Source organism: Ralstonia sp. OTU4908 (genome assembly GCF_038440115.1).
GTDB lineage: Bacteria > Pseudomonadota > Gammaproteobacteria > Burkholderiales > Burkholderiaceae > Ralstonia > Ralstonia pickettii.
In genome coordinates, this window is record NZ_JASATD010000004.1 from 46,953 (window position 1) to 73,081 (window position 26,129).

Annotated in this window: 23 protein-coding genes; 19 read left to right on the top strand and 4 right to left on the bottom strand. The window is 64.4% G+C overall.

Annotation, left to right across the window (positions count from 1 at the left end; genetic code table 11):
• Window positions 1-13: 13 nt before the first annotated feature.
• The 11 genes from AAHM38_RS05135 (at window position 14) to AAHM38_RS05185 (ending at window position 12,578) form a co-directional block, all read left to right on the top strand.
• Entirely contained in the window at window positions 14-1,018 is a 1,005-nt protein-coding gene (locus AAHM38_RS05135; RefSeq protein WP_012762902.1) for an arabinose ABC transporter substrate-binding protein, read from the top strand.
• 33 nt (window positions 1,019-1,051) lie between these two features.
• Window positions 1,052-2,587, top strand: a complete 1,536-nt coding sequence (gene araG / locus AAHM38_RS05140) for an L-arabinose ABC transporter ATP-binding protein AraG (RefSeq protein ID WP_012762901.1) — start codon at window positions 1,052-1,054, stop codon at window positions 2,585-2,587.
• 17 nt (window positions 2,588-2,604) lie between these two features.
• A complete protein-coding gene (gene araH, locus AAHM38_RS05145) occupies window positions 2,605-3,612 on the top strand; it encodes an L-arabinose ABC transporter permease AraH (protein ID WP_012762900.1) in 1,008 nt (335 codons plus the stop codon).
• An 11-nt stretch (window positions 3,613-3,623) separates the two neighbouring features.
• Window positions 3,624-4,538: an SMP-30/gluconolactonase/LRE family protein gene (locus AAHM38_RS05150; protein ID WP_012762899.1), complete on the top strand. Its 915-nt coding sequence runs from the start codon at window positions 3,624-3,626 to the stop codon at window positions 4,536-4,538.
• Window positions 4,519-5,403: an aldose 1-epimerase gene (locus AAHM38_RS05155; RefSeq protein WP_012762898.1), complete on the top strand. Its 885-nt coding sequence runs from the start codon at window positions 4,519-4,521 to the stop codon at window positions 5,401-5,403. Before AAHM38_RS05150 ends, AAHM38_RS05155 begins: the two co-directional genes overlap by 20 nt.
• Window positions 5,400-6,209 (top strand): SDR family oxidoreductase, encoded by an 810-nt coding sequence (locus tag AAHM38_RS05160; RefSeq protein ID WP_012762897.1) that lies wholly within the window; start codon window positions 5,400-5,402, stop codon window positions 6,207-6,209. Before AAHM38_RS05155 ends, AAHM38_RS05160 begins: the two co-directional genes overlap by 4 nt.
• The gene (locus tag AAHM38_RS05165) at window positions 6,206-6,832 is read left to right on the top strand and encodes a 2-dehydro-3-deoxy-6-phosphogalactonate aldolase (protein ID WP_012762896.1); all 627 of its coding nucleotides are present in this window, start codon (window positions 6,206-6,208) and stop codon (window positions 6,830-6,832) included. Before AAHM38_RS05160 ends, AAHM38_RS05165 begins: the two co-directional genes overlap by 4 nt.
• A 20-nt stretch (window positions 6,833-6,852) precedes the next feature.
• Window positions 6,853-8,001 (top strand): galactonate dehydratase, encoded by a 1,149-nt coding sequence (dgoD, locus tag AAHM38_RS05170; RefSeq protein WP_012762895.1) that lies wholly within the window; start codon window positions 6,853-6,855, stop codon window positions 7,999-8,001.
• Window positions 8,002-8,116: 115 nt separating this feature from the next.
• Entirely contained in the window at window positions 8,117-10,132 is a 2,016-nt protein-coding gene (gene tkt / locus AAHM38_RS05175; protein ID WP_012762894.1) for a transketolase, read from the top strand.
• A gap of 86 nt (window positions 10,133-10,218) precedes the next feature.
• Window positions 10,219-11,217, top strand: coding sequence for a type I glyceraldehyde-3-phosphate dehydrogenase (gap, locus tag AAHM38_RS05180; RefSeq protein WP_009241512.1), 999 nt, complete (start codon window positions 10,219-10,221; stop codon window positions 11,215-11,217).
• Window positions 11,218-11,534: 317 nt separating this feature from the next.
• A complete protein-coding gene (locus AAHM38_RS05185; protein ID WP_012762893.1) occupies window positions 11,535-12,578 on the top strand; it encodes a LysR family transcriptional regulator in 1,044 nt (347 codons plus the stop codon).
• A 72-nt stretch (window positions 12,579-12,650) separates the two neighbouring features.
• On the opposite strand, the gene fur is transcribed toward AAHM38_RS05185, so the two are convergent.
• On the bottom strand, window positions 12,651-13,082 hold the full coding sequence (gene fur / locus AAHM38_RS05190; protein WP_004632868.1) for a ferric iron uptake transcriptional regulator: 432 nt from the start codon (window positions 13,080-13,082) through the stop codon (window positions 12,651-12,653).
• A gap of 152 nt (window positions 13,083-13,234) precedes the next feature.
• On the opposite strand from fur, the gene AAHM38_RS05195 reads away from it, so the two are divergent.
• The 8 genes from AAHM38_RS05195 to AAHM38_RS05230 all read left to right on the top strand — a co-directional run bounded on the left by AAHM38_RS05195 (window position 13,235) and on the right by AAHM38_RS05230 (window position 22,550).
• Window positions 13,235-13,891: an outer membrane protein assembly factor BamE gene (locus AAHM38_RS05195; RefSeq protein ID WP_012762892.1), complete on the top strand. Its 657-nt coding sequence runs from the start codon at window positions 13,235-13,237 to the stop codon at window positions 13,889-13,891.
• A 105-nt stretch (window positions 13,892-13,996) separates the two neighbouring features.
• Entirely contained in the window at window positions 13,997-14,788 is a 792-nt protein-coding gene (gene dapB, locus AAHM38_RS05200) for a 4-hydroxy-tetrahydrodipicolinate reductase (protein WP_012762891.1), read from the top strand.
• A 174-nt stretch (window positions 14,789-14,962) separates the two neighbouring features.
• A complete protein-coding gene (gene leuS / locus AAHM38_RS05205; RefSeq protein ID WP_012762890.1) occupies window positions 14,963-17,596 on the top strand; it encodes a leucine--tRNA ligase in 2,634 nt (877 codons plus the stop codon).
• A gap of 30 nt (window positions 17,597-17,626) precedes the next feature.
• Window positions 17,627-18,151 (top strand): LPS-assembly lipoprotein LptE, encoded by a 525-nt coding sequence (locus tag AAHM38_RS05210; protein WP_012762889.1) that lies wholly within the window; start codon window positions 17,627-17,629, stop codon window positions 18,149-18,151.
• Between the two features lie 25 nt (window positions 18,152-18,176).
• Complete coding sequence (gene holA / locus AAHM38_RS05215; protein ID WP_012762888.1) at window positions 18,177-19,253, top strand: DNA polymerase III subunit delta; 1,077 nt, start codon at window positions 18,177-18,179, stop codon at window positions 19,251-19,253.
• Window positions 19,254-19,325: 72 nt separating this feature from the next.
• The gene (locus tag AAHM38_RS05220) at window positions 19,326-20,606 is read left to right on the top strand and encodes a glutamate-5-semialdehyde dehydrogenase (protein WP_012762887.1); all 1,281 of its coding nucleotides are present in this window, start codon (window positions 19,326-19,328) and stop codon (window positions 20,604-20,606) included.
• Window positions 20,607-20,691: 85 nt separating this feature from the next.
• Complete coding sequence (locus tag AAHM38_RS05225; protein ID WP_009277382.1) at window positions 20,692-21,114, top strand: CopD family protein; 423 nt, start codon at window positions 20,692-20,694, stop codon at window positions 21,112-21,114.
• 17 nt (window positions 21,115-21,131) lie between these two features.
• Window positions 21,132-22,550, top strand: a complete 1,419-nt coding sequence (locus AAHM38_RS05230) for a THUMP domain-containing class I SAM-dependent RNA methyltransferase (protein ID WP_012762886.1) — start codon at window positions 21,132-21,134, stop codon at window positions 22,548-22,550.
• A 33-nt stretch (window positions 22,551-22,583) separates the two neighbouring features.
• On the opposite strand, the gene AAHM38_RS05235 is transcribed toward AAHM38_RS05230, so the two are convergent.
• The 3 genes from AAHM38_RS05235 to AAHM38_RS05245 form a co-directional block, all read right to left on the bottom strand.
• On the bottom strand, window positions 22,584-23,603 hold the full coding sequence (locus AAHM38_RS05235; RefSeq protein WP_012762885.1) for a response regulator: 1,020 nt from the start codon (window positions 23,601-23,603) through the stop codon (window positions 22,584-22,586).
• An 82-nt stretch (window positions 23,604-23,685) separates the two neighbouring features.
• A complete protein-coding gene (phcR, locus tag AAHM38_RS05240) occupies window positions 23,686-24,792 on the bottom strand; it encodes a two-component system hybrid sensor histidine kinase/response regulator PhcR (RefSeq protein ID WP_041668533.1) in 1,107 nt (368 codons plus the stop codon).
• A 7-nt stretch (window positions 24,793-24,799) separates the two neighbouring features.
• Window positions 24,800-26,128: a sensor histidine kinase gene (locus tag AAHM38_RS05245; RefSeq protein ID WP_012762883.1), complete on the bottom strand. Its 1,329-nt coding sequence runs from the start codon at window positions 26,126-26,128 to the stop codon at window positions 24,800-24,802.
• Window position 26,129 lies beyond the last annotated feature (1 nt).

A 26,129-nucleotide genomic window follows, 5' to 3' on the forward strand; every position in this document is an offset into this window, starting at 1 on the left:
CAAGGAGACAAACATGCAACAACAACGACGCGGAACATTCAAGGCCATTGCGGCCGCCACGCTCTTCGCCATGGCCGGCGGCCTTACAGTGTTTGCCCATGCAGCCGATGACGTGAAGATCGGTTTCCTGGTCAAGCAGCCCGAAGAGCCGTGGTTCCAGGACGAATGGAAGTTCGCAGACCAGGCCGCCAAGGAGAAGGGCTTCAAGCTGGTGAAGATCGGCGTGCCCAGCGGCGGCGAAGTGCTGACGGCCATCGACAACCTGGGCGCGCAGCACGCGCAGGGTTTCGTGATCTGCGTGCCCGACGTGAAGCTCGGACCTGCAGTCGTGGCCAAGGCCAAGCAGAACAACCTCAAGCTGATGACGGTGGATGACCGTTTGGTGGATGGCGGCGGCAAGCCCATCGAAGCCGTGCCGCACATGGGCATCTCGGCCACGAAGATCGGCGAGCAGGTGGGCGATGCCATCGCGCAAGAGATGAAGAAGCGCGGCTGGAACCTGTCGGAGGTCGGCGCCATCCGCATCGCCTACGACCAGCTGCCGACCGCCAAGGAGCGTACCGACGGCGCCGTCGCCGCGCTCACCAAGGCGGGCTTCCCGGCCGCCAACGTGCTGACCAGCCCGCAGGCCAAGACGGATACCGAAGCCGCCTTCAACGCCGCCAACATCACCCTGACCAAGAACCCGAAGTTCAAGCACTGGATCGCCTTCGGCCTGAATGACGAAGCTGTGCTCGGTGCCGTGCGCGCAGCGGAAGGCCACGGCGTGAAGCCGGCGGACATCATCGGGGTGGGGATCGGCGGCAGCCAGTCGGCGCTCAACGAGTTCGCCAAGCCCGAGAAGACCGGCTTCTTCGGCACCGTGCTGATCAGCCCGAAGCGCCACGGCTATGAAACCTCGCTCAACATGTACGAGTGGATCAAGAACAACAAGGCGCCGGACCCGCTCATCCTGACCAGCGGCCGCCTGATGACGCGCGACAACGAAAAGGCCGTCCGCCAAGAGATGGGTCTGTGATCTTGCGGATGACGTTGTTGAAGGAGACTTGCCATGTCGGCGTTTCTTGAGTTTCGTGGCATCAGCAAGGTGTTTCCGGGTGTGCGGGCGCTGTCCGATGTGTCGTTCAGCATCGAATGCGGTCGCGTGCACGGGTTGCTGGGCGAGAACGGCGCGGGCAAGTCGACGCTGTTGAAGATCCTGGGCGGCGACTACCAGCCCGATGGCGGGCAGATCGTCGTCGAGGGAAAGCCGACGGCGTTCCCGACCACGCGGGCGGCGCTGGATGCCGGCATTGCCGTCATCCACCAGGAGCTGCAGACGGTGCCCGAGCTGACGGTGATGGACAACCTGCTGCTGGGCCACCTGCCGGCCAGCGGCGGGTTCATCCGTCAGCGCGAGGCGATGGCCTGGACGCGCGAGCAGCTTGGCCGCATCGGCGTCGACCTGGACCCGCGCGCCAAGCTGAAGCACCTGTCGATCGGCCAGCGCCAGATGGTCGAGATCTGCAAGGCGATCCTGCGCGATGCGCGTGTGATTGCCCTGGACGAGCCGACGAGTTCGCTGTCGATCCGCGAGACCGACATCCTGTTCCGCCTAGTGAAAGACCTGCGCGCGCAGGGGCGTGCGCTGATCTACATCTCGCACCGGCTCGATGAGATTTTCGAGCTGTGCGATGGCTGCACGATCTTCCGCGACGGCCGCAAGGTGGCGGATTTGCCGTCGATGGCCAACGTCACGCGCGACGAACTGGTCGCGCAGATGGTCGGCCGCCAGATCGACGACATCTTCGATTACCGCGCACGGCCGCTGGGCGACGTGCGCCTGCAGGTGGATGGCCTGATGGGCCCGAAGCTGGCCGAGCCGGCAAGCCTGTCCGTACGCCGTGGCGAGATCGTCGGCCTGTTCGGGCTGGTGGGCGCGGGGCGTTCGGAACTCGCGCGATTGATTTACGGCGCTGATCGCAAGACGGGGGGCAGTCTTACGCTTGACGGCGCGCCAATCCGCATCCGCGACGTTGCCGATGCCATCCGCCAGGGCATCGTGCTGTGCCCGGAAGACCGCAAGGAAGAAGGCATCATCGGCTGCCGCTCGGTGTCGGAAAACATCAACATCAGCTGCCGGCGCAACCAGCGTCGCTTCCGCCTGTTCGTCAACGACCGGCAGGAAGCCAAGACGGCCGATCACTACATCACGCGCCTGCGCATCAAGACACCCAACCGCGAGCAGCCGATCCGCCTGCTGTCGGGCGGCAACCAGCAGAAGGCGATCCTGGCGCGTTGGCTGGCGGAAGACGATATGCGCGTGCTCATCATCGACGAGCCGACGCGCGGAATCGACGTCGGCGCCAAGAACGAGATCTACCAGGTGCTGTATGAGCTGGCCGAACGCGGCGTGGCCGTGCTGATGATTTCCAGCGAGCTGCCGGAAATCCTCGGTGTGGCTGACCGCGTGCTGGTGATGAGCGAAGGCCGCATCGCCGGCGAATTGCCGCGCGAACAGGCGAACGAGCAAGCCGTGCTCAAGCTTGCGCTGCGGCCTGAATCTGCGCCGCTGCCGTCCGCACCTTTGCCGCCGCTGGCGGCATGAGAACCCCGGAGTCCAAGATGTCCCAGTCTCAACCCCTGCAACATTCCGATGCGCTCGCCGCATCGGCAGGCTCTGCCATGAACAAGACGCGCCTGCTTCGCCTGCTGGACGATTTCAGCCTGCCGCTGATCTTCGCCATCCTCTTTGCCGCGCTGTCGTTCTCGGTCGAGTATTTCTTCTCGTGGCAGAACATGGTCGGCCTTGCGCTGTCGGTCTCGCAGATCGGCATGGTCGCCTGCACGATGATGTTCTGTCTGGCGTCGCGTGATTTCGATTTGTCGATCGGCTCCACGGTGGCGTTTGCCGGCGTGCTCTGCGCGATGATCATCAACGCCACCGGCAGCATTGCACTCGGCATTGGCGCCAGCCTGGTGGCAGGCGCGATCATCGGCGGCATCAATGGCTTCGTGATCGCCAAGCTGAAGATCAATGCGCTGATCACCACGCTGGCCACAATGGAAATCGTGCGCGGCCTCGCCTTCATCGCCTCGCATGGGCAGGCGGTGGGCGTGTCCGACATGGATTTCTTCGACCTCGGCAACACCATCTTTTTTGGTGTGCCGACGCCGGTGTGGGTCGCGGCGCTGTGCTTCGTGGTGTTTGGTGTGCTGCTCAACAAGACGATCTACGGCCGGAATACGCTGGCGATCGGCGGCAACCCGGAGGCGGCGCGGCTGGCCGGCGTGAACGTCAACATGACGCGCATCGTCATCTTCCTGATCCAAGGCGTGATTGCCGCGCTGGCCGGCGTGATTCTGGCGGCGCGCATCACCAGCGGCCAGCCGAATGCGGCGCAAGGCTTTGAGTTGAACGTGATCTCGGCCTGTGTGCTGGGCGGCGTGTCGCTGCTCGGCGGCCGCGCGACCATCAGCGGGGTCCTGGTCGGCGTCTTGATCATGGGCACCGTGCAGAACGCGATGAACCTGCTGAATATCGACGCGTTCTATCAGTACCTGGTGCGCGGCGCGATTCTGCTGGCGGCGGTGCTGGTGGACCAGTTGAAGAACCGCGGCGGTCGCGAGTGAGGCGGGTGCAGATGACAACCGCAACCACGCTGTCCGATCTGCGCTGTACGCTGGGCGAAGGCATTGTCTGGGACAACGCCCAACGCGTGCTCTGGTGGACCGACATCCAGGAATCGCTGCTGTGGCAGCACGATCCGGCGACGGGGCAGGAGCGTCAATGGCCGCTGCCACAACGCGTGGGCTCTTTCGTGCTGACGGACGAGCCCGGCGTGCTGATCCTGGGCCTTGCCAAAAACATCGCCCGCTTCGACACGCGTACCGGCGCGCTCACGCTGCTGGCCGACGTCGAGCCCGACAACCCGACCATGCGCGTCAATGACGGCCGTGCCGACCGCTCCGGAAACTACGTCTTCGGTACCATGCACGAAGGCGGCCCGGAACCGACCGGCAGCTTCTATCGGTTCACCCCCGTGGGCACGCTGCAACGCCTTGCGCTGCCCCACATCGCCATTGCCAACAGCATCGCCTTCAGCCCGGACGGTGCGACCCTGTATTGGTGCGATACGAGGAGCCGGCGCATCCACGCGTGCGATTACGACGGGCAGACCGGCCAAGTCGCCAATATTCGCGTCTTCGCCGATCTGCGCGACCAGGATGCCGATGGCGCCCACAAAGGCTCGCCCGATGGCTCGACTGTCGACGCAGACGGCTGTCTGTGGAACGCAGAGTGGGGCGGCAACCGACTGACGCGGTACGCACCTGATGGGCGCGTGCTGGCGCGCATGTCCGTGCCGGCATCGCAGCCCACGTGCCCGGCATTTGGCGGCGAGGCGCTCGACACGCTGTATCTGACGACGGCGCGCGATGGTTTGCCTCTGCATCGCCTCGCAGAAGACGTGAATGCAGGCGCGACCTTGCAGCTTGCCGTGCCCAACGTACGCGGATTGCCGGAGGGCCGGTTCGGCCATGCCTACGTTGCAGCTTGAAAACGGCACGCTACGCGCCGAGGTATTGCCCGAAGCCGGTGGCGGCTTGCTGCGTTTCGATCTGCTGCGTGACGGCGATGTCGCGCCGATCTTCCGGCCGGGGACAGCAGAAGCCGCGCTGCACGATCCGAGAGCGCTCGCCTGTTTTCCGCTGGTGCCGTGGTCCAACCGCATCGGCGGCGGGCGGTTCCCGTTCCGGGGGCGGACCATCGAAGTGCCGCGCACGCGTGGCGACGAGCCGTTTCCGCTGCATGGTCACGGCTGGCTGATGCCGTGGCACCCAGTCTCGCAGACAGCCACGTCGGTTGAACTCGCTGCGATGGTCGATCACGGCCGCCCGTTCCGCTATCTCGCGTTGCAGCGCTACGCGCTGGCAGGCAACACGCTGAATATCGCGCTGACGGTACGCAACGAGGGCTCACCGCTGCCATTCGGGCTGGGCGTGCATCCGTTTTTCCCCCGCACGCCCGATGTCCAGTTGCGCGCGGGAGCCACGGCCATGTGGCAATCCGCGCCGGACAATCTGCCGACGGTCCTGAATGCGCCATCTGCAGATGCAGACTTTCGCAAGCTGCGGAAGCTGGACGCCAGCGCCGCCATCAATCACAGCTTTGAAGGCTGGGATGGCCGCGCCGAGATCGTCTGGCCGAGCCGCCGCGTGTCTGTGAGCATCACCGCTGATACGTCGCGCTATGTGTTGTACACGCCGGTTGCGTACGACTTCTTCTGCTTCGAGCCGGTTGACCACGCCATCAATGCGCACAACCTGCCGGGCTTGCCGCAAGACCACGGCCTGACCATTCTCGGCACCGGGCAGAGCCTGCAGCGCAGCTATCAATTCACCGTGAATCGACCCGACGCATGACTGCTTTTCCGACGTCTTTTCCGCCACGCCTCGCGGGCAAGGTCGCGCTGGTAACCGGTGCCACGCAAGGCATTGGCGGCGCGATCGCCAAGCTGTTCGCCCAGCACGGCGCGCGCGTGATCGTCAACGCGCTGGTGCGTGACGCGCGCGCCGAAGCCTTTGCCGCCGAAATTGGCAGCAGCGCTGGCAACGGCGACAACATCCTCCTTGTGCAAGCCGACGTACGCGATCGCGCGCAGATTGACGCGATGGTCGCTGCCGGCGTCGAGCGCTTTGGCGGCATCGACGTGCTGGTCAACAACGCCGGCATCAACGTATTTTCCGATCCGCTCAAGTTGAGCGAGGACGACTGGGCGCGCTGCCTTTCCGTCGATCTGGAAGGCGCGTGGCACTGCGCGCGCGCCGTGCTGCCGCATATGCTGGCGCGCGGGGCGGGCAGCATCGTGAACATTGCCTCGGTGCATGGGCACAAGATCATTCCCGGCGCGTTTCCGTATCCGGTGGCCAAGCATGGGCTGATCGGCCTCACGCGGGCGCTAGGCATCGAATATGCGGCGCGCGGAATCCGCGTCAATTCGATTTCCCCAGGATTGATCCTCACGCCGATTGCCGAGGCCGGTTTTGCCGCCGCGCCTGACCCCGAAGCCGAACGCCGCCGCCAGGCCGAGCTGCTGCCGTGCAAGCGCATCGGCGAGCCCGAAGAGGTGGCCTACACCGCGCTGTTCCTCGCCTCCGACGAGGCGCGCTTCATCAACGCGACCGACATCCTCATCGATGGCGGGCGCTCGCAGCTCTATCACGAATGACCTGGACAACCCACCTTCCGCTGATCGCCATCCTGCGCGGCATCCGGCCTGACGAGGTGCTCGCGCACACGCAGGCGCTGGTCGATGCGGGTTTCGATGCCATCGAGATTCCGCTCAACTCGCCCGACTGGGCGCAGAGCGTGCAACTTGCCGCGCGCGCCTTCGGTGACCGCGCCTTGATCGGCGCAGGCACCGTGCTGCGCCCGCAAGACGTTGACCAGATGGTCGCGGCGGGCGGCAAGCTGGTCGTCACGCCCAACACGCATGCGCCTGTGATCCGCGCCGCCGCACAGGCCGGGCTCGTCTCCTGCATCGGCTGCATGACCGCCACCGAGGCTTTTGCCGCGCTCGACGCGGGCGCGCAGGCGCTGAAGATCTTCCCGGCGGGCGCGCTCGGCCCGGGCTACGTGCGCGCGCTCAAGGCCGTGCTGCCCGCCGAGGTGCCGGTGTTTGCCGTCGGTGGCATCACGCCGGAGAACCTCGTCGATTACCTTGCCGCCGGCTGCATCGGCGCCGGGCTTGGCAGCGACCTGTATCGCCCGGGCCAGCCCGTCGAGCGCACCGCCGAACGCGCGCGCGCCTTCGTCACCGCGTACCGCAGCGCCCAATCCGACCGCACCTGAACGCACCATCGATTCCATCCATGAAAATCACCCGCCTGACCACTTACCGCCTGCCGCCGCGCTGGATGTTCCTGAAAGTCGAGACCGACGAAGGCGTCACCGGCTGGGGCGAACCCGTCATCGAAGGCCGCGCGCGCACGGTGGAAGCGGCGGTGCACGAGCTGTCCGACTACCTCATCGGCCAAGACCCGAGCCGCATCAACGACCTCTGGCAGACCATGTACCGCGCGGGTTTCTACCGCGGCGGGCCGATCCTGATGAGCGCCATCGCCGGCATCGACCAGGCGCTGTGGGACATCAAGGGCAAGGTGCTGGGCGTGCCGGTGTACGAACTGCTTGGCGGCCTCGTGCGCGACAAGATGCGCACCTACAGCTGGGTGGGCGGCGATCGCCCGGCCGACGTGATTGCCGGCATGAAGGCGCTGCAGGCCGGCGGCTTCGACCACTTCAAGCTCAACGGCTGCGAAGAGATGGGCATCATCGACACCTCGCGCGCCGTGGATGCCGCGGTGGCGAAGGTGGCAGAGATTCGCTCGGCTTTCGGCAACACCGTCGAATTCGGGCTCGATTTTCACGGTCGCGTGTCTGCGCCGATGGCCAAGGTGCTGATCAAGGAGCTGGAGCCGTATCGCCCGCTGTTTATCGAAGAACCGGTGCTTGCCGAGCAGGCTGAAACCTACGCCCGGCTGGCCGCACACACGCATCTGCCCATCGCCGCGGGAGAGCGCATGTTCTCGCGCTTCGACTTCAAGCGCGTGCTGGAAGCGGGCGGGGTATCGATCCTGCAGCCGGACCTGTCTCACGCCGGCGGCATTACTGAATGCGTGAAGATCGCCGCAATGGCCGAGGCCTATGATGTGGCGCTGGCGCCGCATTGCCCGCTCGGCCCCATCGCGCTGGCCGCCTGCCTGCACGTGGATTTCGTCAGCTGGAACGCCACGTTGCAGGAGCAGAGCATGGGCATCCATTACAACAAGGGCGCCGAACTGCTCGATTACGTGCGAAACAAGGCCGATTTCGCTCTGGAAGGCGGCTACATCCGCCCGCCGCGCCTGCCCGGCCTGGGCGTGGACATCGACGAGGCGCTGGTCATCGAACGCAGCAAGGAAGCCCCCGATTGGCGCAACCCCGTGTGGCGCCACGCCGACGGTTCCGTGGCGGAGTGGTAAGCCGGGCGGGGGAGGGGACGTCGTAGCACGTTTTACTGACCGCGATCACCCCAGCCGGGTCATCCCCGTCTGGTAAAATCGCGGTTTTCCCGCCTATCTCCTGCCGCAGGTTCGCATGACCGCCCCCGCCCTCCACTCGAACACCACCCAGCCTACCCAGTTGATGGCCAACGCCATTCGCGTGCTCGCCATGGACGCCGTCCAGCAAGCCAATTCGGGCCACCCTGGCGCGCCGATGGGCATGGCGGATATTGCCGTGGCACTGTGGAGCCGCCACCTGCGCCACAACCCGCTGAACCCGCGCTGGCCTGATCGTGACCGTTTCGTGCTGTCCAACGGCCACGGCTCGATGCTGATCTACGCGCTGCTGCACCTCACCGGCTACGACCTGCCGATGTCGGAACTGAAGAATTTCCGCCAGCTGCACAGCAAGACCGCCGGCCACCCGGAATACGGCATCACCCCGGGCGTGGAAACCACCACCGGCCCCCTCGGCCAAGGCATCACCAACGCCGTCGGCATGGCCCTTGCTGAACGTCTGCTGGGTCAGGAATTCAATCGCCCGGGCTTTGACATCGTCAATCATCACACCTACGTCTTCCTGGGCGACGGCTGCCTGATGGAAGGCATCAGCCACGAAGCGTGCTCGCTGGCCGGCACGCTCAAGCTGAACAAGCTGATCGCGCTGTGGGACGACAACGGCATCTCGATCGATGGCGACGTCGTCCACTGGTTCAACGACGACACCCCGAAGCGCTTCGAAGCCTACGGCTGGAACGTGATCCGCGCCGTGGACGGCCACAACGTCGACGCCGTGGACGCCGCCATTGCCGAGGCCAAGAAGTCCGACAAGCCGACCCTGATCTGCTGCCGCACGCTCATCGGCAAGGGTGCGCCCAACAAGGAAGGCGGCCACGACGTGCATGGCGCCCCCCTGGGCGGCGTTGAAATCGCCGCGGCGCGCGAGGCGCTGGCTTGGCCGCACGCCCCGTTCGAAGTCCCGCAAGCCGTGTACGACGCCTGGGATGCCAAGGGACAGGGCCAGGCGCTCGAAAAGGCCTGGAACGCGCTGTTCGATGCATATTCCGACCGCTACCCCGCCGAAGCCGAACAATTCGAGCGCCGCATGCGCGGCGAACTGCCCGCCAGCTTCGAAAAGGCCGTCGACGAGTTCATCGAGAAGTGCGAACTCAAGGCCGAGACCATCGCCACCCGCAAGGCCAGCCAGAACACGCTTGAAGCCTACGCCCCGGTCCTGGGCGAGCTGCTGGGCGGCTCGGCCGACCTGACCGGTTCGAACCTGACCAACTGGAGCGGCAGCAAGGCCGTGCGCGTGGATGCCTGGGGCAACCACATCAACTACGGCGTACGCGAGTTCGGCATGAGCGCCATCATGAACGGCATCGCGCTGCACGGCGGCTACATTCCGTACGGCGGCACGTTCCTCACGTTCTCCGACTACAGCCGCAACGCGCTGCGCATGGCCGCGCTGATGAAGATCCGCTCGATCTTCGTCTTCACCCACGATTCCATCGGCCTGGGCGAAGACGGCCCGACGCACCAATCCATCGAGCACGTTGCCAGTCTGCGTCTGATCCCGAACATGGATGTCTGGCGCACCGCTGACACGACCGAAACCGCCGTCGCCTGGGCCGCTGCTATCGAGCGCCAGAACGGCCCGAGCTGCCTGATCTTCAGCCGCCAGAACCTGCCGTTCCAGGCGCGCAACCCGGCCACGCGCGAAGCCATCGCCCGCGGCGGCTACGTGCTGCGCGATGCCACCAACGGCAAGCCGGATGTGGTCATCATCGCCACCGGCTCGGAAGTCGGCCTGGCGGTTGGTGCAGCCGACCAGCTCGCCGCCGAGGGCATCCACGCGCGCGTGGTTTCCGTGCCCGCCACCACCGTGTTCGATAAGCAGGACGCGGCCTACAAGGCGAGCGTGCTGCCGGCCGGCGTGCCGCGCATTGCCGTGGAAGCAGGCGTGACCGATTTCTGGTGGAAGTACCAGGTGCAAGCCGTGGTCGGTATCGACACGTTCGGTGAATCCGCCCCGGCAGGCGTGCTGTTCAAGCACTTCGGCTTCACCGTCGAGAACGTGGTGAACACCGCCAAGAGCGTCATTGCTTAACTGAATTTGCGTACGCGGCACCCACGAGGTGCCGCGCTGGTTTTTATCGCATCGTCGATTTCTTTTCTGCTATCAGGAGACTGACCATGACCATCAAGATCGGCATCAACGGCTTCGGCCGCATCGGACGCATGGTGTTCCGCGCCGCCGCCGCCAACTTCAAGGACATCGAAGTTGTTGCCATCAACGACCTGCTCGAGCCCGACTACCTAGCGTACATGCTGAAGTACGACTCGGTGCACGGCCGCTTCGACGGTGAAGTGTCGGTCGACGGCAACACGCTCGTCGTCAACGGCAAGAAGATCCGCCTGACCGCCGTGAAGGACCCGTCCGAGCTGAAGTGGGGCGAAGTCGGCGCCGACGTGGTGATCGAATCGACCGGCATCTTCCTGACCAAGGAAGGCGCGCAGAAGCACATCGACGCGGGCGCCAAGAAGGTGATCATGTCGGCCCCGTCGAAGGACGACACCCCGATGTTCGTGTACGGCGTGAACCACGAAACGTACAAGGGCGAGGCGATCATCTCCAACGCTTCGTGCACGACCAACTGCCTGGCACCGGTTGCCAAGGTGCTGAACGACAAGTGGGGCATCAAGCGCGGCCTGATGACGACCGTGCACGCTGCCACTGCCACGCAGAAGACCGTTGACGGCCCGTCCAACAAGGACTGGCGCGGCGGCCGCGGCATCCTGGAAAACATCATCCCGTCGTCGACCGGCGCCGCCAAGGCCGTGGGCGTGGTGATTCCGCAGCTGAACAAGAAGCTGACCGGCATGTCGTTCCGCGTGCCGACCTCGGATGTGTCGGTCGTCGACCTGACGGTTGAACTGGAAAGCGCCGCCACGTACGCTGAAATCTGCGCCGAAATGAAGGCACAGAGCGAAGGCGCACTGAAGGGCGTGCTCGGCTACACCGAAGACAAGGTCGTCGCTACGGATTTCCGCGGCGATGCCCGCACCTCGATCTTCGACGCCGAAGCCGGCATCGCACTGGACGGCACCTTCATCAAGGTCGTGAGCTGGTACGACAACGAGTGGGGTTATTCGAACAAGTGCCTGGAAATGGCACGTGTGGTGGGCAAGTAATCCAACCCAGTACGCAGTCGAAAGAGAACGCGCCTTCGGGCGCGTTTTTTTATAGGCCTGCGGTCCGGGTGAGGTGTCTCCCCAAAGCGTTGTCGATTGGGTACAAATCGACGTTTGTTATGGACTGCAACGAAAACGTTTGCGAATTGGCAAATTTCGAATTCTGGTTAGAGGAATTCGCTTTGAAAATCGGGTTGCAGTCCGTACACTCAACAAATACTACATTGTGACGTGGCGGGCTTTTACGTCGCGTCCGGCCCGTTGCCTCGGCAATGGTTGCCTTTCCAGTCTCCAACGTGTTCGAGCCAAGGCGTCCCATGGTCAACGTCGATACCAAGCTGCTGGTGATTTTTGTTGAGCTGCTCAGTAAGCGCAACGCCACCTACGTGGCCGAGAAGATGCACATGACCGCACCGGCTGTCTCGCATTCGCTGGGCCGTCTGCGTGAGATCTTTGACGATCCCCTTTTCATTCGCGTGCCGCACGGTCTGACGCCCACGCCCAAGGCGCTTGAACTGGGCCCGAAGGTGCGCGAGATGCTCGACCTGTGGGCCGCCATCAATGAGGGCGATATCGCCGCGTTTGACCCCGCCGAGGCTACCGGTACGTTCAACGTCAGCTTTGCCGGCACGCTGGGCGATGCGCTGTTCGATCGTTTCCTGCTGCGCATTAAGCGACTGGCGCCGGCATTGCAGGTGCGTCTGACCGAGTCGTCTTCGTGGGAAGCCGATGTGGCCGCCATGCGCGCCAATGAGTTGGACCTGGCGTTCTCGCCATTCCCCACGCGCCACCCAGAGATCATGGAAGAGGTCGTGACCTCCTTCAACCTGTGGGTCTGCGCGCGCAAGGACCACCCGATCCTTGGTGACCGGTGCACACTCGAGCAATACCTCGAGTGCGAGCATATCTTCATCGCGCAGGGTAGCCCCGGCAGCCGTGTCGCGCCGTCGCTGATTCCGCTGGACTACGCCTTGCAGCAGCGCGGCCTCAAGCGCAGTTCGACCATGACGGTGCATAGCTGGCGCACCCAGGGTGAAGTGGCGGCCCAGACCGACATGATCTTCACGGTCAATTCGCTGATGAAGGATATGGTCTGCAAGATGTATGACCTCAATGCATTCCCCCTGCCGACGGAACTGGAAACCGTGCTGGGCCTGAACATGCTGTGGCACCGCAGCCGCAACACGCATCCAATGCTGGTGTGGGCGCGTCAGCTCTTCAAGCAGGTGGTGGCCGAATACACCGGGCAAGCGTCCGGCGCACTGGCTCATTCGCCTGTGCAGGCGAATGAGCATGGCAAGGCCGAAAAGGGCGGCCAGGGCGACGCAGAAAAGGAGGACGAGACGCGGCTGTCCGCCTGACATCTGCCCTCTCGCCGCTCCAATGAAAAACGGCCGCAGACGATGCGGCCGTTTCCTTTTGGTGACAACGCTTCAGCGCTTTGGCCGATGCGGGCAGGCTTCCTTCGTGCAGTTGCCATAGAGCGAGAGCGCGTGCTCCTGCAACGCAAAGCCGCGCGCACGTGCGATGCTCTGCTGGCGCTGCTCGATCTCGGCATCGAAGAATTCTTCCACGCGGCCGCAGTCGAGGCACACCAGGTGATCGTGGTGCTTGCCCTCGTTGAGTTCGTAGATCGCCTTGCCGGATTCGAAGTTGTTGCGTGACAGCAGCCCCGCTTGCTCGAACTGCGTCAGCACGCGATAGACGGTGGCCAGGCCAATGTCCATGTGCTCGGCGAGCAGGATGCGGTACACGTCTTCGGCGCTCATGTGGCGCTCTTCGCTGGTTTGAAAGATCTCGAGGATCTTCAACCGCGGCACCGTGGCTTTCAGACCGATGTTCTTGAGGTCTGCAGGACTCGGCATGCGCCAGGCTCCCTAGAGTACAATGTTCGGATATTCCAATCATAAGGGTTTTGGCGGCAAAAGTCCTATTGACCGGCCTGCACGATGTGTCTGGGTCGTCGCCGATTCCTCCCGTACCGGTTTGTCCGGAACCGTTTGAAGGCCGATCGCTCATGACCTTTTCTTTTGCGCGCAGTCCTGTCCGTTTTGCCCACTTTGCCCGCCGCGGCGGCTTGTTGGTGGGTGCGGTGCTCGCCGCGTCGGCGTTGCTGGCCGGATGCGGCACCTATGACAGCACCACGCGCAAGATCGCCAATGCCATCACGCCGTATCGCATCGATATCGTGCAAGGCAACTTCGTCTCGCGCGAACAGGCTGCACAACTCAAGGAAGGCATGACGCGTGACCAGGTCCGCTTCGTGCTCGGTACCCCGCTGCTGACGGACATGTTCCACGCCAACCGCTGGGATTACATCTTCTCTTTCAAGCGTGGCAATACGTCAGTTGTGCAGGAGCGCCGGCTGACGGTGTGGTTTGATGGCGACCGCCTCGCCAAGTGGGTGGGCGCCGATGAGCTGCCGTCTGAGTCGGAGCTGATTTCCGAGATCGACGGCATCAAGCGCCCGAAGAAGGATGCCGCGCAAGCCGCAGCTGCTGCGGGCGCCGCGCCGGCAGCGCGTGCACCGTCGATCCCGTCGGCTGAGGTGACTGACCGCGTGCAATCGACCGCCGGCTCCAAAAACAGTGTTGACGTGACGCTGCCGGAGCGCCGCACGGGCGGTGGCGGCACCGACACCAGCGTTCCGCCGCCGGCTACGACGTCGCCCTGAGCGCCCAGGCTTCGGCACACCATCTTCGAGCGAGCGGCGGACGGGTTCCGCCGCTTGTGCGTTTTACAGACCGTTTTTCTTTTGCAGCTTTTCGCTTCCACCGACATGAAAATCGCGATTGCAGGCGCCTCGGGCCGCATGGGCCAGATGCTGATCGACACCGTACTGCGCACGCCCGGCGTGACGCTGGGCGCCGCGCTGGACCGCCCGGGCAGCGACGCCGTGGGCCAGGATGCCGGCGTCAAGCTGGGCAAGACCACCGGCGTGATTGTGACTGACGACGTGCGCGCGGGTCTGTCGCAAGCCGACGTGCTCATCGACTTCACGCGTCCTGACGCAACGCTCAATCACTTGAACGTGGCCCGTGAGTTGGGCACTGCAGTGGTGATTGGCACGACCGGCTTCACGGCCGAGCAGAAGGCCAGCTTCAAGACCTACGGCGAATCGATCGGCGTGGTGTGGGCGCCCAACATGAGCGTGGGCGTCAACGCGACATTCAAGCTGATCGAAGTCGCCGCCAAGATCCTGGCGCAGGGCTACGACGTCGAAATCATCGAGGCGCATCACAAGCACAAGATCGACGCCCCGTCGGGCACCGCGCTCAAGATGGGCGAGATCGTGGCCGAAGCGCAGGGCACCAAGCTGGCCGATCGAGCGGTCTATGCGCGCGAAGGCGAGACCGGCCCGCGCCAGCTTGGCACCATCGGTTTTGCCACCGTGCGCGGTGGCGACATCGTGGGCGATCACACCGTGCTGTTTGCCGGCGACGGCGAGCGCATCGAAATCACGCATCGCTCCAATACGCGCCAGTCGTATGCAGAAGGTGCCGTGCGCGCTGCGGTCTACGTGGCCGGCAAGAAGGGCTTGTACGACATGAACGACGTGCTCGGCCTGTAATCAGGCTGGCGGCAGGAGGCGCTGGCAGGCCTGTCCGGCGCCTTTTTCACTGCTCGCGATCGCCCGGATGGGGCGGGTGGCGACGGTATAATCGGGCCTTTTCCGTTATCCAATCCGGCTGCGCGCGTTGGCGGCGCGGCTGCAATCGCCGGGGCATCCGGGCGACCCATCACCATGCAAGACAAATACTCCCCGTCCGACGTCGAACAGCAAGCGCAGCAACACTGGCAGGCCCTGGATGCCTACCGTGTGACCGAACACGCGCGCGCTGCTGACGGCTCGGACAAGCCCAAGTTCTACGCGTGCTCGATGCTGCCGTATCCGTCGGGCAAGCTGCACATGGGCCACGTGCGCAACTACACCATCAATGACGTGATGACGCGTCAGTTGCGCATGAAGGGATACAACGTGCTGATGCCGATGGGTTGGGACGCCTTCGGCATGCCGGCGGAAAACGCGGCGCTGAACAATGGCGTGGCGCCGGCTGCATGGACGTACGACAACATCGCTTACATGAAGAAGCAGATGCAGTCGATGGGCCTGGCGATCGACTGGTCGCGCGAAGTGGCGACCTGCAGCCCCGACTACTACCGCTGGAACCAGTGGCTGTTCCTGAAGATGCTCGAAAAGGGCGTCGCCTACCGCAAGACCGGCACCGTGAACTGGGACCCGGTCGACCAGACCGTGCTCGCCAACGAGCAGGTGATCGACGGGCGCGGCTGGCGTTCGGGTGCGGTGGTGGAAAAGCGCGAGATCCCGATGTACTACCTGGGCATCACGAAGTATGCGCAGGAACTGCTCTCCGACCTTGACGCTCTGGGCTGGCCCGAGCGCGTCAAGCTGATGCAGCAGAACTGGATCGGCAAGAGCGAGGGTGTGCGCTTTGCCTTCCCGCACAACATTTCCGGTGACGACGGCAAGCTGATCAACGACGGCAAGCTGTACGTCTTCACCACGCGCGCCGACACGATCATGGGCGTGACGTTCTGCGCCGTGGCCGCGGAGCATCCGATTGCTACGCACGCCGCGCTGACGAACCCGGCACTCGCCGCGTTCATCGACGAATGCAAGCACGGCAGCGTCATGGAAGCCGACATGGCGACCATGGAAAAGAAGGGCATGTCGACCGGCCTGAACGTCACGCACCCGCTTACAGGCGAATCCGTGCCGGTGTGGGTCGGCAACTACGTGCTGATGACCTACGGCGACGGCGCCGTGATGGGCGTGCCCGCGCACGACGAGCGCGACTTTGCCTTTGCCAACAAGTACCACCTGCCCATCAAGCAGGTGATCGACGTGAACGGCCAGCCGTACGACACGACCACCTGGGCCGACTGGTACGGCGATAAGGAACACGGCGTCCTGTTCCACAGCGGCAAGTACGATGGCCTGAACTATCAGCAGGCCGTCGACGCCGTGGCTGCCGATCTGGCCGCACAAGGCCTGGGCGAGAAGAAGACCACCTGGCGCCTGCGCGACTGGGGCATTTCGCGCCAGCGCTACTGGGGCACGCCGATCCCGCTGATCCATTGCGAGAGCTGCGGTGTCGTGCCGGTTCCCGAGCAGGACCTGCCGGTGCGCCTGCCCGAAGACCTCGTTCCGGATGGCACGGGCAACCCGCTCGCCAAGGACCCGCGCTTTCTGAATTGCACGTGCCCGTCGTGCGGCAAGCCCGCGCGCCGCGAGACCGACACGATGGATACGTTCATCGATTCGTGCTGGTACTACATGCGCTATACGTGCCCGGACGGCAAGACCATGGTCGATGCCCGCAACGATTACTGGATGCCGATGGACCAGTACATCGGCGGCATCGAGCACGCGATCCTGCACCTGCTGTACGCACGCTTCTGGACCAAGGTCATGCGTGACCTGGGCCTGGTCAAATTCGACGAGCCGTTCACCAACCTGCTCACGCAGGGCATGGTGCTCAACGAGACGTACTACCGCGAAGATGCCTCGGGCAAGAAGCAGTGGATCAACCCGGCCGACGTCGACGTGCAGACCGACGAACGCGGCCGCCCGGTGGGCGCCACGCTCAAGGCCGACGGCCAGCCGGTGGTGATCGGTGGCGTGGAAAAGATGTCGAAGTCGAAGAACAACGGCATCGACCCGCAAGCGTTGATCGACCAATACGGTGCCGATACGGCGCGCCTGTTCACGATGTTCGCCGCGCCCCCCGAGCAACAACTCGAGTGGAACGACGCCGGTGTGGAGGGCGCCTCGCGCTTCCTGCGCCGTCTGTGGAACTTTGGCGTGGCCCATGCTGACGCCATTCGCACCGGCCACGGCAATGGCTTCGTGGCGGGGGCCACGGACGCGGATCGCGCGCTGCGCCGCGAGCTGTACACCGTGCTCAAGCAAGCCAACTACGACTACGAGCGTCTGCAGTACAACACCGTTGTCTCGGCGACGATGAAGATGCTCAACGCGCTGGAAGGCGCCAAGGACGCCGGTGCCGACGCCCGTCGCGAAGGCTTGGGGTTGCTGCTGCGCGTGCTGTATCCGGTGGTGCCGCACATCACGCACGTGCTGTGGACGGAACTGGGCTACGCCGGCGTGTATGGCGACTTGCTCGACGCCCCGTGGCCGCAGGTCGACGAAGGCGCCCTGGTACAGAGCGAGATCGAACTTGTGCTGCAGGTCAACGGCAAGGTGCGCGGCAGCATCGTTGTGCCGGCCGATGCCGACCGCGCTGCCATCGAAGCGATTGCCGCCAAGGATGAAGCGGTTCAGAAATTTGCTGAAGGCAAGCCGCCCAAGAAGATCATCGTGGTGCCGGGCCGTCTGGTGAACGTGGTGGCCTGATCGGCCATCCCACTCAAGGAACGCATGGTTATGTCGTTGTCCCGAGGTTTGTCCCGCCGTCGCTTTGGCCGCTCTGTCCTCGCGCTTGCGCTTGCGCTGCCGGCGCTGTCCGCTTGCGGTTTCCACATGCGGGGCAATACCGACTTCGCGTTCAAGCGGCTGTACATCAACTTGCCGCAGAACTCGCAGATGCGCGCGCAGTTGCGTCGGTTGATCGACAACGGCTCCGACACCGTCATCGTGTCGGACAAGAAAGACGCTGATGCGCTGCTCGACGTGCTGGCTGAAGACCGCGTGAAGACCATCTCGTCGCTCACGCCGCAGGGCGTGGTGCGCGAGTACCGCATCACGTATCGCTTCCGCTTCCAGCTGCGCGATGCGCACGACAACCTGCTGATCCCGCCGTCGGAAATCACGCAGTTCCGCGATCTCTCTTACAACGAGACGCAGGTGCTCGCCAAGGACTACGAAGAAGCGGCGCTCTATCGGGACATGCAGGGCGATACGATCAACCAGCTCGTGCGGCGCCTGGGTGCCGTGAAGCTGCCGTCGTAAGCGGCGGATCAGGGCAAGGTTTGCCATGCAATTGCGGCTCGATGCGCTCGAAGGTCATCTGAAGCAGGCCACTGCCAAGGGGCTCGCGCCGCTGTACGTGGTGCATGGCGACGAGCACCTGCTGGCGCTGGAAGCCGTCGACGCACTGCGGCAGGCCGCGCGCGCGCAGGGTTTTACCGAGCGCGAGGTGATGAGCGTCGAGCGGGGTTTCTCGTGGTCGCGCGTGACCGAGGCGCAGCAGTCGATGTCGCTGTTCGGAGATCGCAAGATCGTCGAGCTGCGCATTCCGTCGGGCAAGCCCGGCAAGGATGGCGGCGAGGCACTGCGCGCATTGGCTGCGGGCACGCCGTCCGGGCCGGCCGCCGATACCGTCACGCTGATCACGCTGCCGCGTCTGGATTTTGCGACCGCCAAGTCGGCGTGGTTTGCGGCGCTGGAGGGCGCCGGCGTGTCGATCAAGGTCGATTCGGTGGATCGCACCAAGCTGCCTGGTTGGATCGGCGAGCGCCTGGCGCGCCAGCAGCAGCGTGTGGAGCCTGGTGAGCCCGGCCGGCGCGCCCTCCAGTTCATTGCCGACCGTGTGGAGGGCAATCTGCTGGCCGCGCATCAGGAAATCCAGAAGCTCGGTCTGCTGCATCCGCCCGGTGTGCTGACGTTCGACGATGTGCACGATGCCGTGCTCAATGTGGCCCGGTACGACGTGTTCAAGCTGTCCGAAGCCATGCTGGCGGGCGATGTGCCGCGTCTGGTGCGCATGCTCGAAGGCCTGCGCGGCGAGGGCGAGGCCACCGTCCTGGTGCTCTGGACGTTGACGGAAGAAATTCGCGTATTATCAAAAATCGCCTCGGGCGCGGCCCAGGGCAAGCCAGTGGCGTCCATGCTGCGGGAGCTTCGCGTCTGGGGCCCACGCGAGCGGCTGGTGCCGCAGGCTGCGCAGCGGTTGTCACAGCGCGAGCTGGAGGGAGCGCTCTCCATGGCTGCCAAGCTTGATCGGCAGGTCAAGGGATTGCGCGAACCATCGCTGCCCGCCGAGCCCTGGGATGGCCTGCTGCAACTGGCGATGCGCATCGCGCGGCCGGGCAGCCTTCCGGTGCCGGCTTGATCCGTCCCATCGGCGCAAGCCTTCGAATTGTCCTCACACTGAATTGCCGGCAGCTTGCCGGTCGCGATCATCATGAAGCAGCTCGACGTCAACGAATACATGGCCCTGGTCGGCCGTCAGGCGCGCACTGCCTCGCGCGGCATGGCACGCGCCGGCACTGCGCAAAAGAACCGCGCGCTGTTGCATATTGCGGCCGCTGTCCGTCGCGATGCCGCCAAGCTCAAAGAGATCAACGCCCGCGACGTCGAACGTGCCCGCGCCAACGGCCAGGATGCTGCCTTTATCGACCGCCTCACGCTGACCGACCGCGCCATCGATACCATGGCCGCGGGCCTGGAGCAGATCGCCGCGCTGCCCGACCCGATCGGCGAGATCAGCAACATGAAGTTCCGCCCCACCGGCATCCAGGTCGGCCAGATGCGCGTGCCGCTTGGCGTGATCGGCATCATCTATGAGTCGCGCCCGAACGTGACGGTGGATGCCGCGGCGCTGTGCATCAAGTCGGGCAACGCGACCATTCTGCGGGGCGGTTCCGAAGCGATCGAATCGAACGGCGCGCTGGCGGCGCTCATCGAGGAAGGCCTGGCCGAGGCTAGCCTCCCCGCCAACGCCGTGCAGGTTGTGGCCACTACGGACCGCGCGGCCGTCGGCAAGCTGATCACCATGACGGAATATGTCGACGTGATCGTGCCACGCGGCGGCAAGAGCTTGATCGCGCGCCTGATCGAAGAAGCGCGCGTGCCGATGATCAAGCACCTGGACGGCATCTGCCACGTCTATATCGACGCCGACGCGGACATCGAGAAGGCCGTGCGCGTGTGCGACAACGCCAAGACGCAGCGCTATGCGCCGTGCAACACGATGGAAACGCTGCTCGTGTCGCGCGATGTGGCCGCACGCGCGCTGCCGCCGCTGGCACGGATCTACCAGGACAAGGGCGTCGAACTCCGGGTGTGCCCGGCCACGCGCGCCACGCTGGAAGCGGCTGGTTTCGGCAATCTGAAGGATGCCGTTGAGGCCGATTGGCACACCGAATACCTCGCCCCGATCCTGTCGATACGCACCGTTGATGGCCTGGATGCCGCCATCGAGCACATCAATACCTACGGTTCCGCGCACACCGATTCGATCATCACTGAGAACTATTCGACCGGCATGCGCTTCCTGCGCGAGGTCGATTCGGCCAGCGTGATGATCAACGCGTCCACGCGATTTGCCGACGGCTTTGAGTACGGCCTGGGCGCCGAGATCGGGATCTCGAACGACAAGCTACACGCGCGCGGCCCGGTCGGCCTGGAGGGGCTGACCTCGCTGAAGTACGTCGTGTTCGGGCACGGCGAGATTCGCACCTGATATTGACTGCTGCACGTTAAGCGCCGCCATGAGCGGCGCGACGTTTTTACCGATTGCGGTTCACGCCTTTTACGGGACGCTTCGCATGCTCTGGGTCAAAGCCTTTCACATCGTCTTCATTGCGTCGTGGTTTGCCGGGCTGTTCTATCTGCCGCGCATCTTCGTCAACCTGGCAATGGAAACCGAGCGCGCGGCCATCACGCGCCTGCTGATCATGGCGCGCAAGCTGTTCCGCTTTACGACCATCCTGGCAATTGTCGCGATCCTGCTGGGGCTGTGGCTGTTCCTGGGTTATCGCATTGGACTGTATCCGCCCAACGGCTGGATGCACGCAAAGCTCGCGCTGGTGCTCGTGACGATCGGATACCACCATGGCTGCGGCGTGCTGCTGCGCAAGTTCGAGGCGGGCGCCAACAAGCGCTCCCACAAGTTCTACCGCTGGTTCAATGAACTGCCGGTGCTGTTGTTGCTGGCGATTACGATCCTGGTGGTCGTGAAGCCATTCTGATTTTTTCTGATTTTCCGATGGCAACTGCTTACTTCGCGCCATGCCCCCGTGGGCTGGAACAGGCGCTGGCCGATGAACTGGCCGAAATCGCCATCCGCCCCGAGGTCGATGAGCTGGCCGCGTTCGAGGTGGGCCGCACCGTACCGGGCGGCGTGCACTTCTTCGGCACGCAGGGCGCGGCATATGCTGTCAACCTGCACAGCCGCATTGCCAGCCGCGTGCTGATGCGCCTGGGGTCGCGCGGGTATCGCTCCGAGGACGATATCTACGCGCTGGCCGCAGCGCAGCGCTGGGAAGACTATTTCACGCCCGACGAGATGATCCGCGTGGATGTGACCGCGCACAAATCGCCGTTGCAGAGCCTGAAGTTTGTCGGCCTGCGCGTGAAGGACGGGGTGTGTGACCGCTTCCGCCAGCGCATGGGCGCGCGCCCCAGCGTGGATACCGTCTCGCCGGACGTGCGCATCTACGCATACCTGACCGAGACCGATTGCACGATCTATCTCGATACCACCGGCGAGCCGCTCTTCAAGCGCGGCTGGCGCCAGGAAAAGGGCGAGGCGCCGCTGAAGGAGAACCTCGCCGCCGGCATCCTGCGCCTGACGGGCTGGACGGGTGCCCACGGCATGCCGTTCTACGATCCGATGTGCGGCAGCGGCACGTTCCTCGTCGAAGCTGCACAACGTGCACTGGGCATTGCACCGGGCGGGCAACGCGCCTTCGCCTGCGAGTGGTTGCAGGACCACGATGCCAAATGCTTCAAGCGTCTGCGCGAAGCCGCTGCGGATGCGGCCGCCGCGTCCATGCGCCGTACGCCGCCATTGGTGGCCGGCGCGGACATTTCCACCGATATGCTGGCCTATGCCGCCGCGAATTGGCAGCGCGCCGGTCTGCCCGGCGAGCCGGTGCTCAAGCAGGTCGATGCACGCTTCGGCAAGCCGCCGTTTGAGGTGGCCGGCGTGTTGTTGATGAACCCGCCGTACGGTGAGCGTATCGCCGTGCGCGGTGCACACGGTTCACGCCGCCGCCGGTCGGAAGGCGAGGGCGAGGAGGATGGCACCGTGTTCGAGCGTGCCAGCCGCGCCATGGGTGCCCCGAGCGACGATGGCCGCCGTCCGGTGCGCGAACTGCGCCAGCCCGAGCCACCGCCCCCGGTCGACCCGGAGGAAGAGGCCGCCGCCAACGAATTTGCGCAGGCCTTTGCCGGCACGCTCAAGCGTGAATTCGCCGGCTGGAAGGCATTCGTCTTCACTGGCGATCTCTCGATGCCGCGTCGGATGCGGCTCAAGGAATCGCAGCGTACGCCGCTGTACAACGGCAACATCGAGTGCCGCCTGTTCCGCTTCGACATGGTGAAGGGCGGCATGCGAGATCGACCGGAGCGGCCCGAGCGGCCTGCAAATGGCGATGCCTCAAACGACAACGCCGACGCGTAAGCATCGGCGTTGCGTTCCATCAGCGGGCCCGGTTCAGGCGGCCTGCTGACCTTGGAAATGCTCCATCCACGCCGCGAGTTGATCCGGCGTGAGCTGCGTCTGGTTGTCGAGCAGGCCCAGCCTGACCGTCTCGCCGTTGCGCTCGGCGGTCAGTGACCAACCCTTGCCATCGAGCCACAGCAGGAACGCCAGCCACTTGGCATGCGCGTCCGACACCTTGTGCGTCGACGCGGCTTCCAGGAATTCCGTCAGGGTGGTGAGATCGACCACCGCCGCAGCATCGCTGCCGGAGGGTGTGACCTTGCCGTGCAGCACCTCGGCCAACACCTCCAACGCCTGGGCCGCCGGCTTGCTGTCAAAGCGCGACGACAGGTCGAGATAGGCCTGCCGCACCGCGTTGCTGAATTCCCCGGTGCGCAGGCTTTCTTCGCCGACCAGCTCGGTGTAGTCCTTCATCGCCCAGTCGGGCTGTGCCAACGATTGCAGACCCACGGCGGCGGCAGCACGCAGGTAATCGTTGACGGCGCTGAACGACGACAGCCCCGATACCGCCAGGTACAGCGTCTGCAGCGCCCCGATGCGATGCGTCAGCGTCTGGCTTTGGCGCACGGTCATCTTCTCGCGTAGCAGTGCGTCGCGCTCGCGGCGCAGATCGGAGAACTCCAATGCCTGCTTCAGCTCCACGCGCAGCGCGGTGATGTCCCACGGCTTCTTGATGTAGCGGTGAATCTGCCCCTGGTTGACAGCCTCCACCGTGTCTTCGATCTCGGAGTAAGCCGTCGTCAGAATGCGCACGAGGTGCGGATAGCGCTCGCGTGCATAGCGCAGCAGTTCGTTGCCGAGTTCACCGGGCATGCGCTGGTCCGACACGAGCACACCGAGTGTGGCGGCGTGCTGGTCGAGCATGCGCTTGCCTTCTTCGACCGAGGTGGCGGTGACGACCGGCGCCAGTGACCCGATGGCACGGCCGAAGTAAGTCAGCGCCAATGTCTCATCGTCCACGTACAGGATCTTGGGCGGGTTAGTGGGCATGTGGCCCCCGGGATTGGTCATCCGTCACTCCTCATAGCAAATGCAGCCGATACGGCAAACGCGCGGAACACGTGCGGCTTGGTTCGTAAGTCTTGTGGTTTTGTCATGGGAACGTCAGAGTCACGCGCGTGCCTGCGCTGGGTGCAGAGTCAATCGCAATCGCTCCCCCGAACGATTGCATGATCCGCGTACAAAAAATCATGCCCATGCCGCTGCCGCCTTCTTCGGCGCGCGTCGTCACGGGGTCGATGGTCAGCCGTGCGAGAACGTCCGGCGCGATGCCGGGGCCGTTGTCCTCAATGCGGATCATGTGCTGCGTGTTGCTGGGATCCGGCCCACGGCCGGCGACGATTTCAAGCTTCGGCGCATTTGTCTGCCGCAGCGCCTGCAGGGCATTGCTCGTGAGCGACGAGAGCACCAGCATCACGCAGTTCGGCAGCGTCTGGATCGGGAAGTCGTCTTCCACGCGGTACGACACCCATTCGCGTTGCGCATTCGTGAACGGGTACGTATCGAACAACGCGCGGATCAGCCCGCCCGCGCTGTTGGGTGTGACGGCTGTGCCGGGCTTGCCGTAAGTGTTGCGCACGGAGTTCAGGAACGTGGCGATCACCGAGAGGCAGTAGCGAGCGTTGTCCTGCACGCGGTCGGCAGCGCGGCCGATTTCGGGAAGCGCACCCGGCGTCGGCTCGGTCTGGTCCACGCGCATGCGGATGCCGCGCGCAAAGTTGGAGATGGCGGCCAGCGGCGTGTTCAGCTCGTGCGCGAGAAAGGCCAGCGTTTCGTCGATTGCCATGAGGCGCTGGGTACGCAAGAGGCAATCCTGGCGCAGGGCCAGCGCCTCCTGCAGCGAGCGCCGAACGTCTTCGGGCTGATAGGGCTTCTCGAGGATCTTGAACACGCGCCCGGTGTTGACGGCCTGGATCAGCAGGTCCTTGTCGGCATACGCGGTGACGAGGATGGTCGCAATGTCGCCGTATTCCGCATCGATGAAGCGCAGCAGTTCGGTGCCGTCGGCGCCGGGCATGCGGAAGTCCGTCAACACCACGCTGATGCGTTCGTGCGAATCGCGCAGCACTGTCTTGGCCTCTTCGACGCTGTTGGCCGTCAGCACCTCGTAACCGACGCCGATCGTGCGGGCAAACCATTTGCAGGCCTGCACTTCGTCGTCGACGTAGAGGATGGTGACCGTGTCCGGCGTGGTGTCCATCATGCATCTACTCCGAGCGCGGCAGATCGAATGTGAAGCGCGCCCATTCGCCTTCCTGGCTCGTCACCGCCAGGGTGCCCCCGTGGCGCTGGATCACGCTGTAGCTGATCGACAGGCCGAGGCCCAGCCCCTTGCCGACGTCGCGCGTGGTGAAGAACGGCTCGAACACGCGCGACAGGTTCTTCTCGGAGATGCCGGGGCCGTTGTCGGTTACCACGACGTGCAGGCGATCGTCGATCCACTCACCGGCAATTTCGATGCGTGGGTTCTCGCGCTGCACCTTTTGCAGCGCAAGCGCGGCGTTCGACAGCAGGTTGATCAGCACGCCGATGATGGCCGCCTCGTCGCCGCGCACGAGCGTGTCGGCCGGCAGCTTGCGTTCGAGCGCCACGCCGCGAAGTTCGTGGCTCGTCAGGCGGATGGCCGAGTCGATGGCCTTCTCGGCCAGGAACGGCGCATTGGCTTCGCCTTTCTCGGGACTGCGGTAGGCGAAAGTCTTCAGGTCCGACACGATGTGCTGAACACGCTGCATGCCTTCCTTGGCATCGGTCAGACATTCGAGCAGCATCGGGCTGCCCTTGGCGGTCGGGTCTTCCTGCGCCACGGCAATCGCCATCAGGCAGAAATTGACGGGGTTGTTGATCTCATGCAGCAGGCCAGCAGACAGCGTGCCGATGGCGGCCATCTTTTCCTGCTGCAGGAGCTGGCCCTTGATATCGGTGAGGTTCTGATTGGTCTGCGCCAGCTGCCCGTTCTTCTGCGCCACTTCTTCCTTGAGCCGGAAGAGCTGGAAGCGTCCGCGCTCATTGAAGTACGTATATAGCGTGCTCGTTGCGATCGAGAACAGGATGAACAGCGAATGCACGATGAAGATTTCGCGCGACTGGATGCCGCCGGGATGCAGCGTGCAGGCGATCACCCAGAAGATGTACGTGCAGGTGCCGAACAGCACGGCCTGCAGAAAGCCGATCGGCATGACCATGCCCACCGCGTAGATCGCCAGGTTCAGCCCCGAGTAATAAGGAGAACTGGCGCCCTCGGTGTCGTAGATCATCCAAGAGATCATGATCTGGGGGCAGATCAGCCAGAAGAACGTCAGGCTCTGCACATGCTCTTCGCCCCAGCGCGTGTAGAGCACAAGCAGCGCGGCGAACATGATGAGCGACGTGATGACCCGCAGCGAAGCGAACAGCCAGAGCTTGTCGACATACATGCCGTAGTCCAGCCCGACGCCTGCCAGCACCAGCACGATGCCCGTGACGGCGGCCATGCGGCTGAAGACGAGCCGGAACTGCTTGAGCTCGGCTTGGTATCCGCGATGTGTAATGGGCTCCATG

What these genes read in the sequence shown, in the direction of transcription:
- AAHM38_RS05210 (WP_012762889.1), top strand. Translation starts at nt 17,627, where the DNA reads ATGTCGTTGTCCCGAGGTTTGTCCCGCCGTCGCTTTGGCCGCTCTGTC.
- araG (WP_012762901.1), top strand. Translation starts at nt 1,052, where the DNA reads ATGTCGGCGTTTCTTGAGTTTCGTGGCATCAGCAAGGTGTTTCCGGGT.
- dapB (WP_012762891.1), top strand. Translation starts at nt 13,997, where the DNA reads ATGAAAATCGCGATTGCAGGCGCCTCGGGCCGCATGGGCCAGATGCTG.
- gap (WP_009241512.1), top strand. Translation starts at nt 10,219, where the DNA reads ATGACCATCAAGATCGGCATCAACGGCTTCGGCCGCATCGGACGCATG.
- AAHM38_RS05160 (WP_012762897.1), top strand. Translation starts at nt 5,400, where the DNA reads ATGACTGCTTTTCCGACGTCTTTTCCGCCACGCCTCGCGGGCAAGGTC.
- tkt (WP_012762894.1), top strand. Translation starts at nt 8,117, where the DNA reads ATGACCGCCCCCGCCCTCCACTCGAACACCACCCAGCCTACCCAGTTG.
- AAHM38_RS05230 (WP_012762886.1), top strand. Translation starts at nt 21,132, where the DNA reads ATGGCAACTGCTTACTTCGCGCCATGCCCCCGTGGGCTGGAACAGGCG.
- AAHM38_RS05235 (WP_012762885.1), bottom strand. Translation starts at nt 23,603, where the DNA reads ATGACCAATCCCGGGGGCCACATGCCCACTAACCCGCCCAAGATCCTG.
- araH (WP_012762900.1), top strand. Translation starts at nt 2,605, where the DNA reads ATGTCCCAGTCTCAACCCCTGCAACATTCCGATGCGCTCGCCGCATCG.
- AAHM38_RS05195 (WP_012762892.1), top strand. Translation starts at nt 13,235, where the DNA reads ATGACCTTTTCTTTTGCGCGCAGTCCTGTCCGTTTTGCCCACTTTGCC.
- AAHM38_RS05220 (WP_012762887.1), top strand. Translation starts at nt 19,326, where the DNA reads ATGAAGCAGCTCGACGTCAACGAATACATGGCCCTGGTCGGCCGTCAG.
- holA (WP_012762888.1), top strand. Translation starts at nt 18,177, where the DNA reads ATGCAATTGCGGCTCGATGCGCTCGAAGGTCATCTGAAGCAGGCCACT.
- phcR (WP_041668533.1), bottom strand. Translation starts at nt 24,792, where the DNA reads ATGGACACCACGCCGGACACGGTCACCATCCTCTACGTCGACGACGAA.
- AAHM38_RS05185 (WP_012762893.1), top strand. Translation starts at nt 11,535, where the DNA reads ATGGTCAACGTCGATACCAAGCTGCTGGTGATTTTTGTTGAGCTGCTC.
- leuS (WP_012762890.1), top strand. Translation starts at nt 14,963, where the DNA reads ATGCAAGACAAATACTCCCCGTCCGACGTCGAACAGCAAGCGCAGCAA.
- dgoD (WP_012762895.1), top strand. Translation starts at nt 6,853, where the DNA reads ATGAAAATCACCCGCCTGACCACTTACCGCCTGCCGCCGCGCTGGATG.
- AAHM38_RS05135 (WP_012762902.1), top strand. Translation starts at nt 14, where the DNA reads ATGCAACAACAACGACGCGGAACATTCAAGGCCATTGCGGCCGCCACG.
- AAHM38_RS05245 (WP_012762883.1), bottom strand. Translation starts at nt 26,128, where the DNA reads ATGGAGCCCATTACACATCGCGGATACCAAGCCGAGCTCAAGCAGTTC.
- AAHM38_RS05155 (WP_012762898.1), top strand. Translation starts at nt 4,519, where the DNA reads ATGCCTACGTTGCAGCTTGAAAACGGCACGCTACGCGCCGAGGTATTG.
- AAHM38_RS05225 (WP_009277382.1), top strand. Translation starts at nt 20,692, where the DNA reads ATGCTCTGGGTCAAAGCCTTTCACATCGTCTTCATTGCGTCGTGGTTT.
- fur (WP_004632868.1), bottom strand. Translation starts at nt 13,082, where the DNA reads ATGCCGAGTCCTGCAGACCTCAAGAACATCGGTCTGAAAGCCACGGTG.
- AAHM38_RS05165 (WP_012762896.1), top strand. Translation starts at nt 6,206, where the DNA reads ATGACCTGGACAACCCACCTTCCGCTGATCGCCATCCTGCGCGGCATC.
- AAHM38_RS05150 (WP_012762899.1), top strand. Translation starts at nt 3,624, where the DNA reads ATGACAACCGCAACCACGCTGTCCGATCTGCGCTGTACGCTGGGCGAA.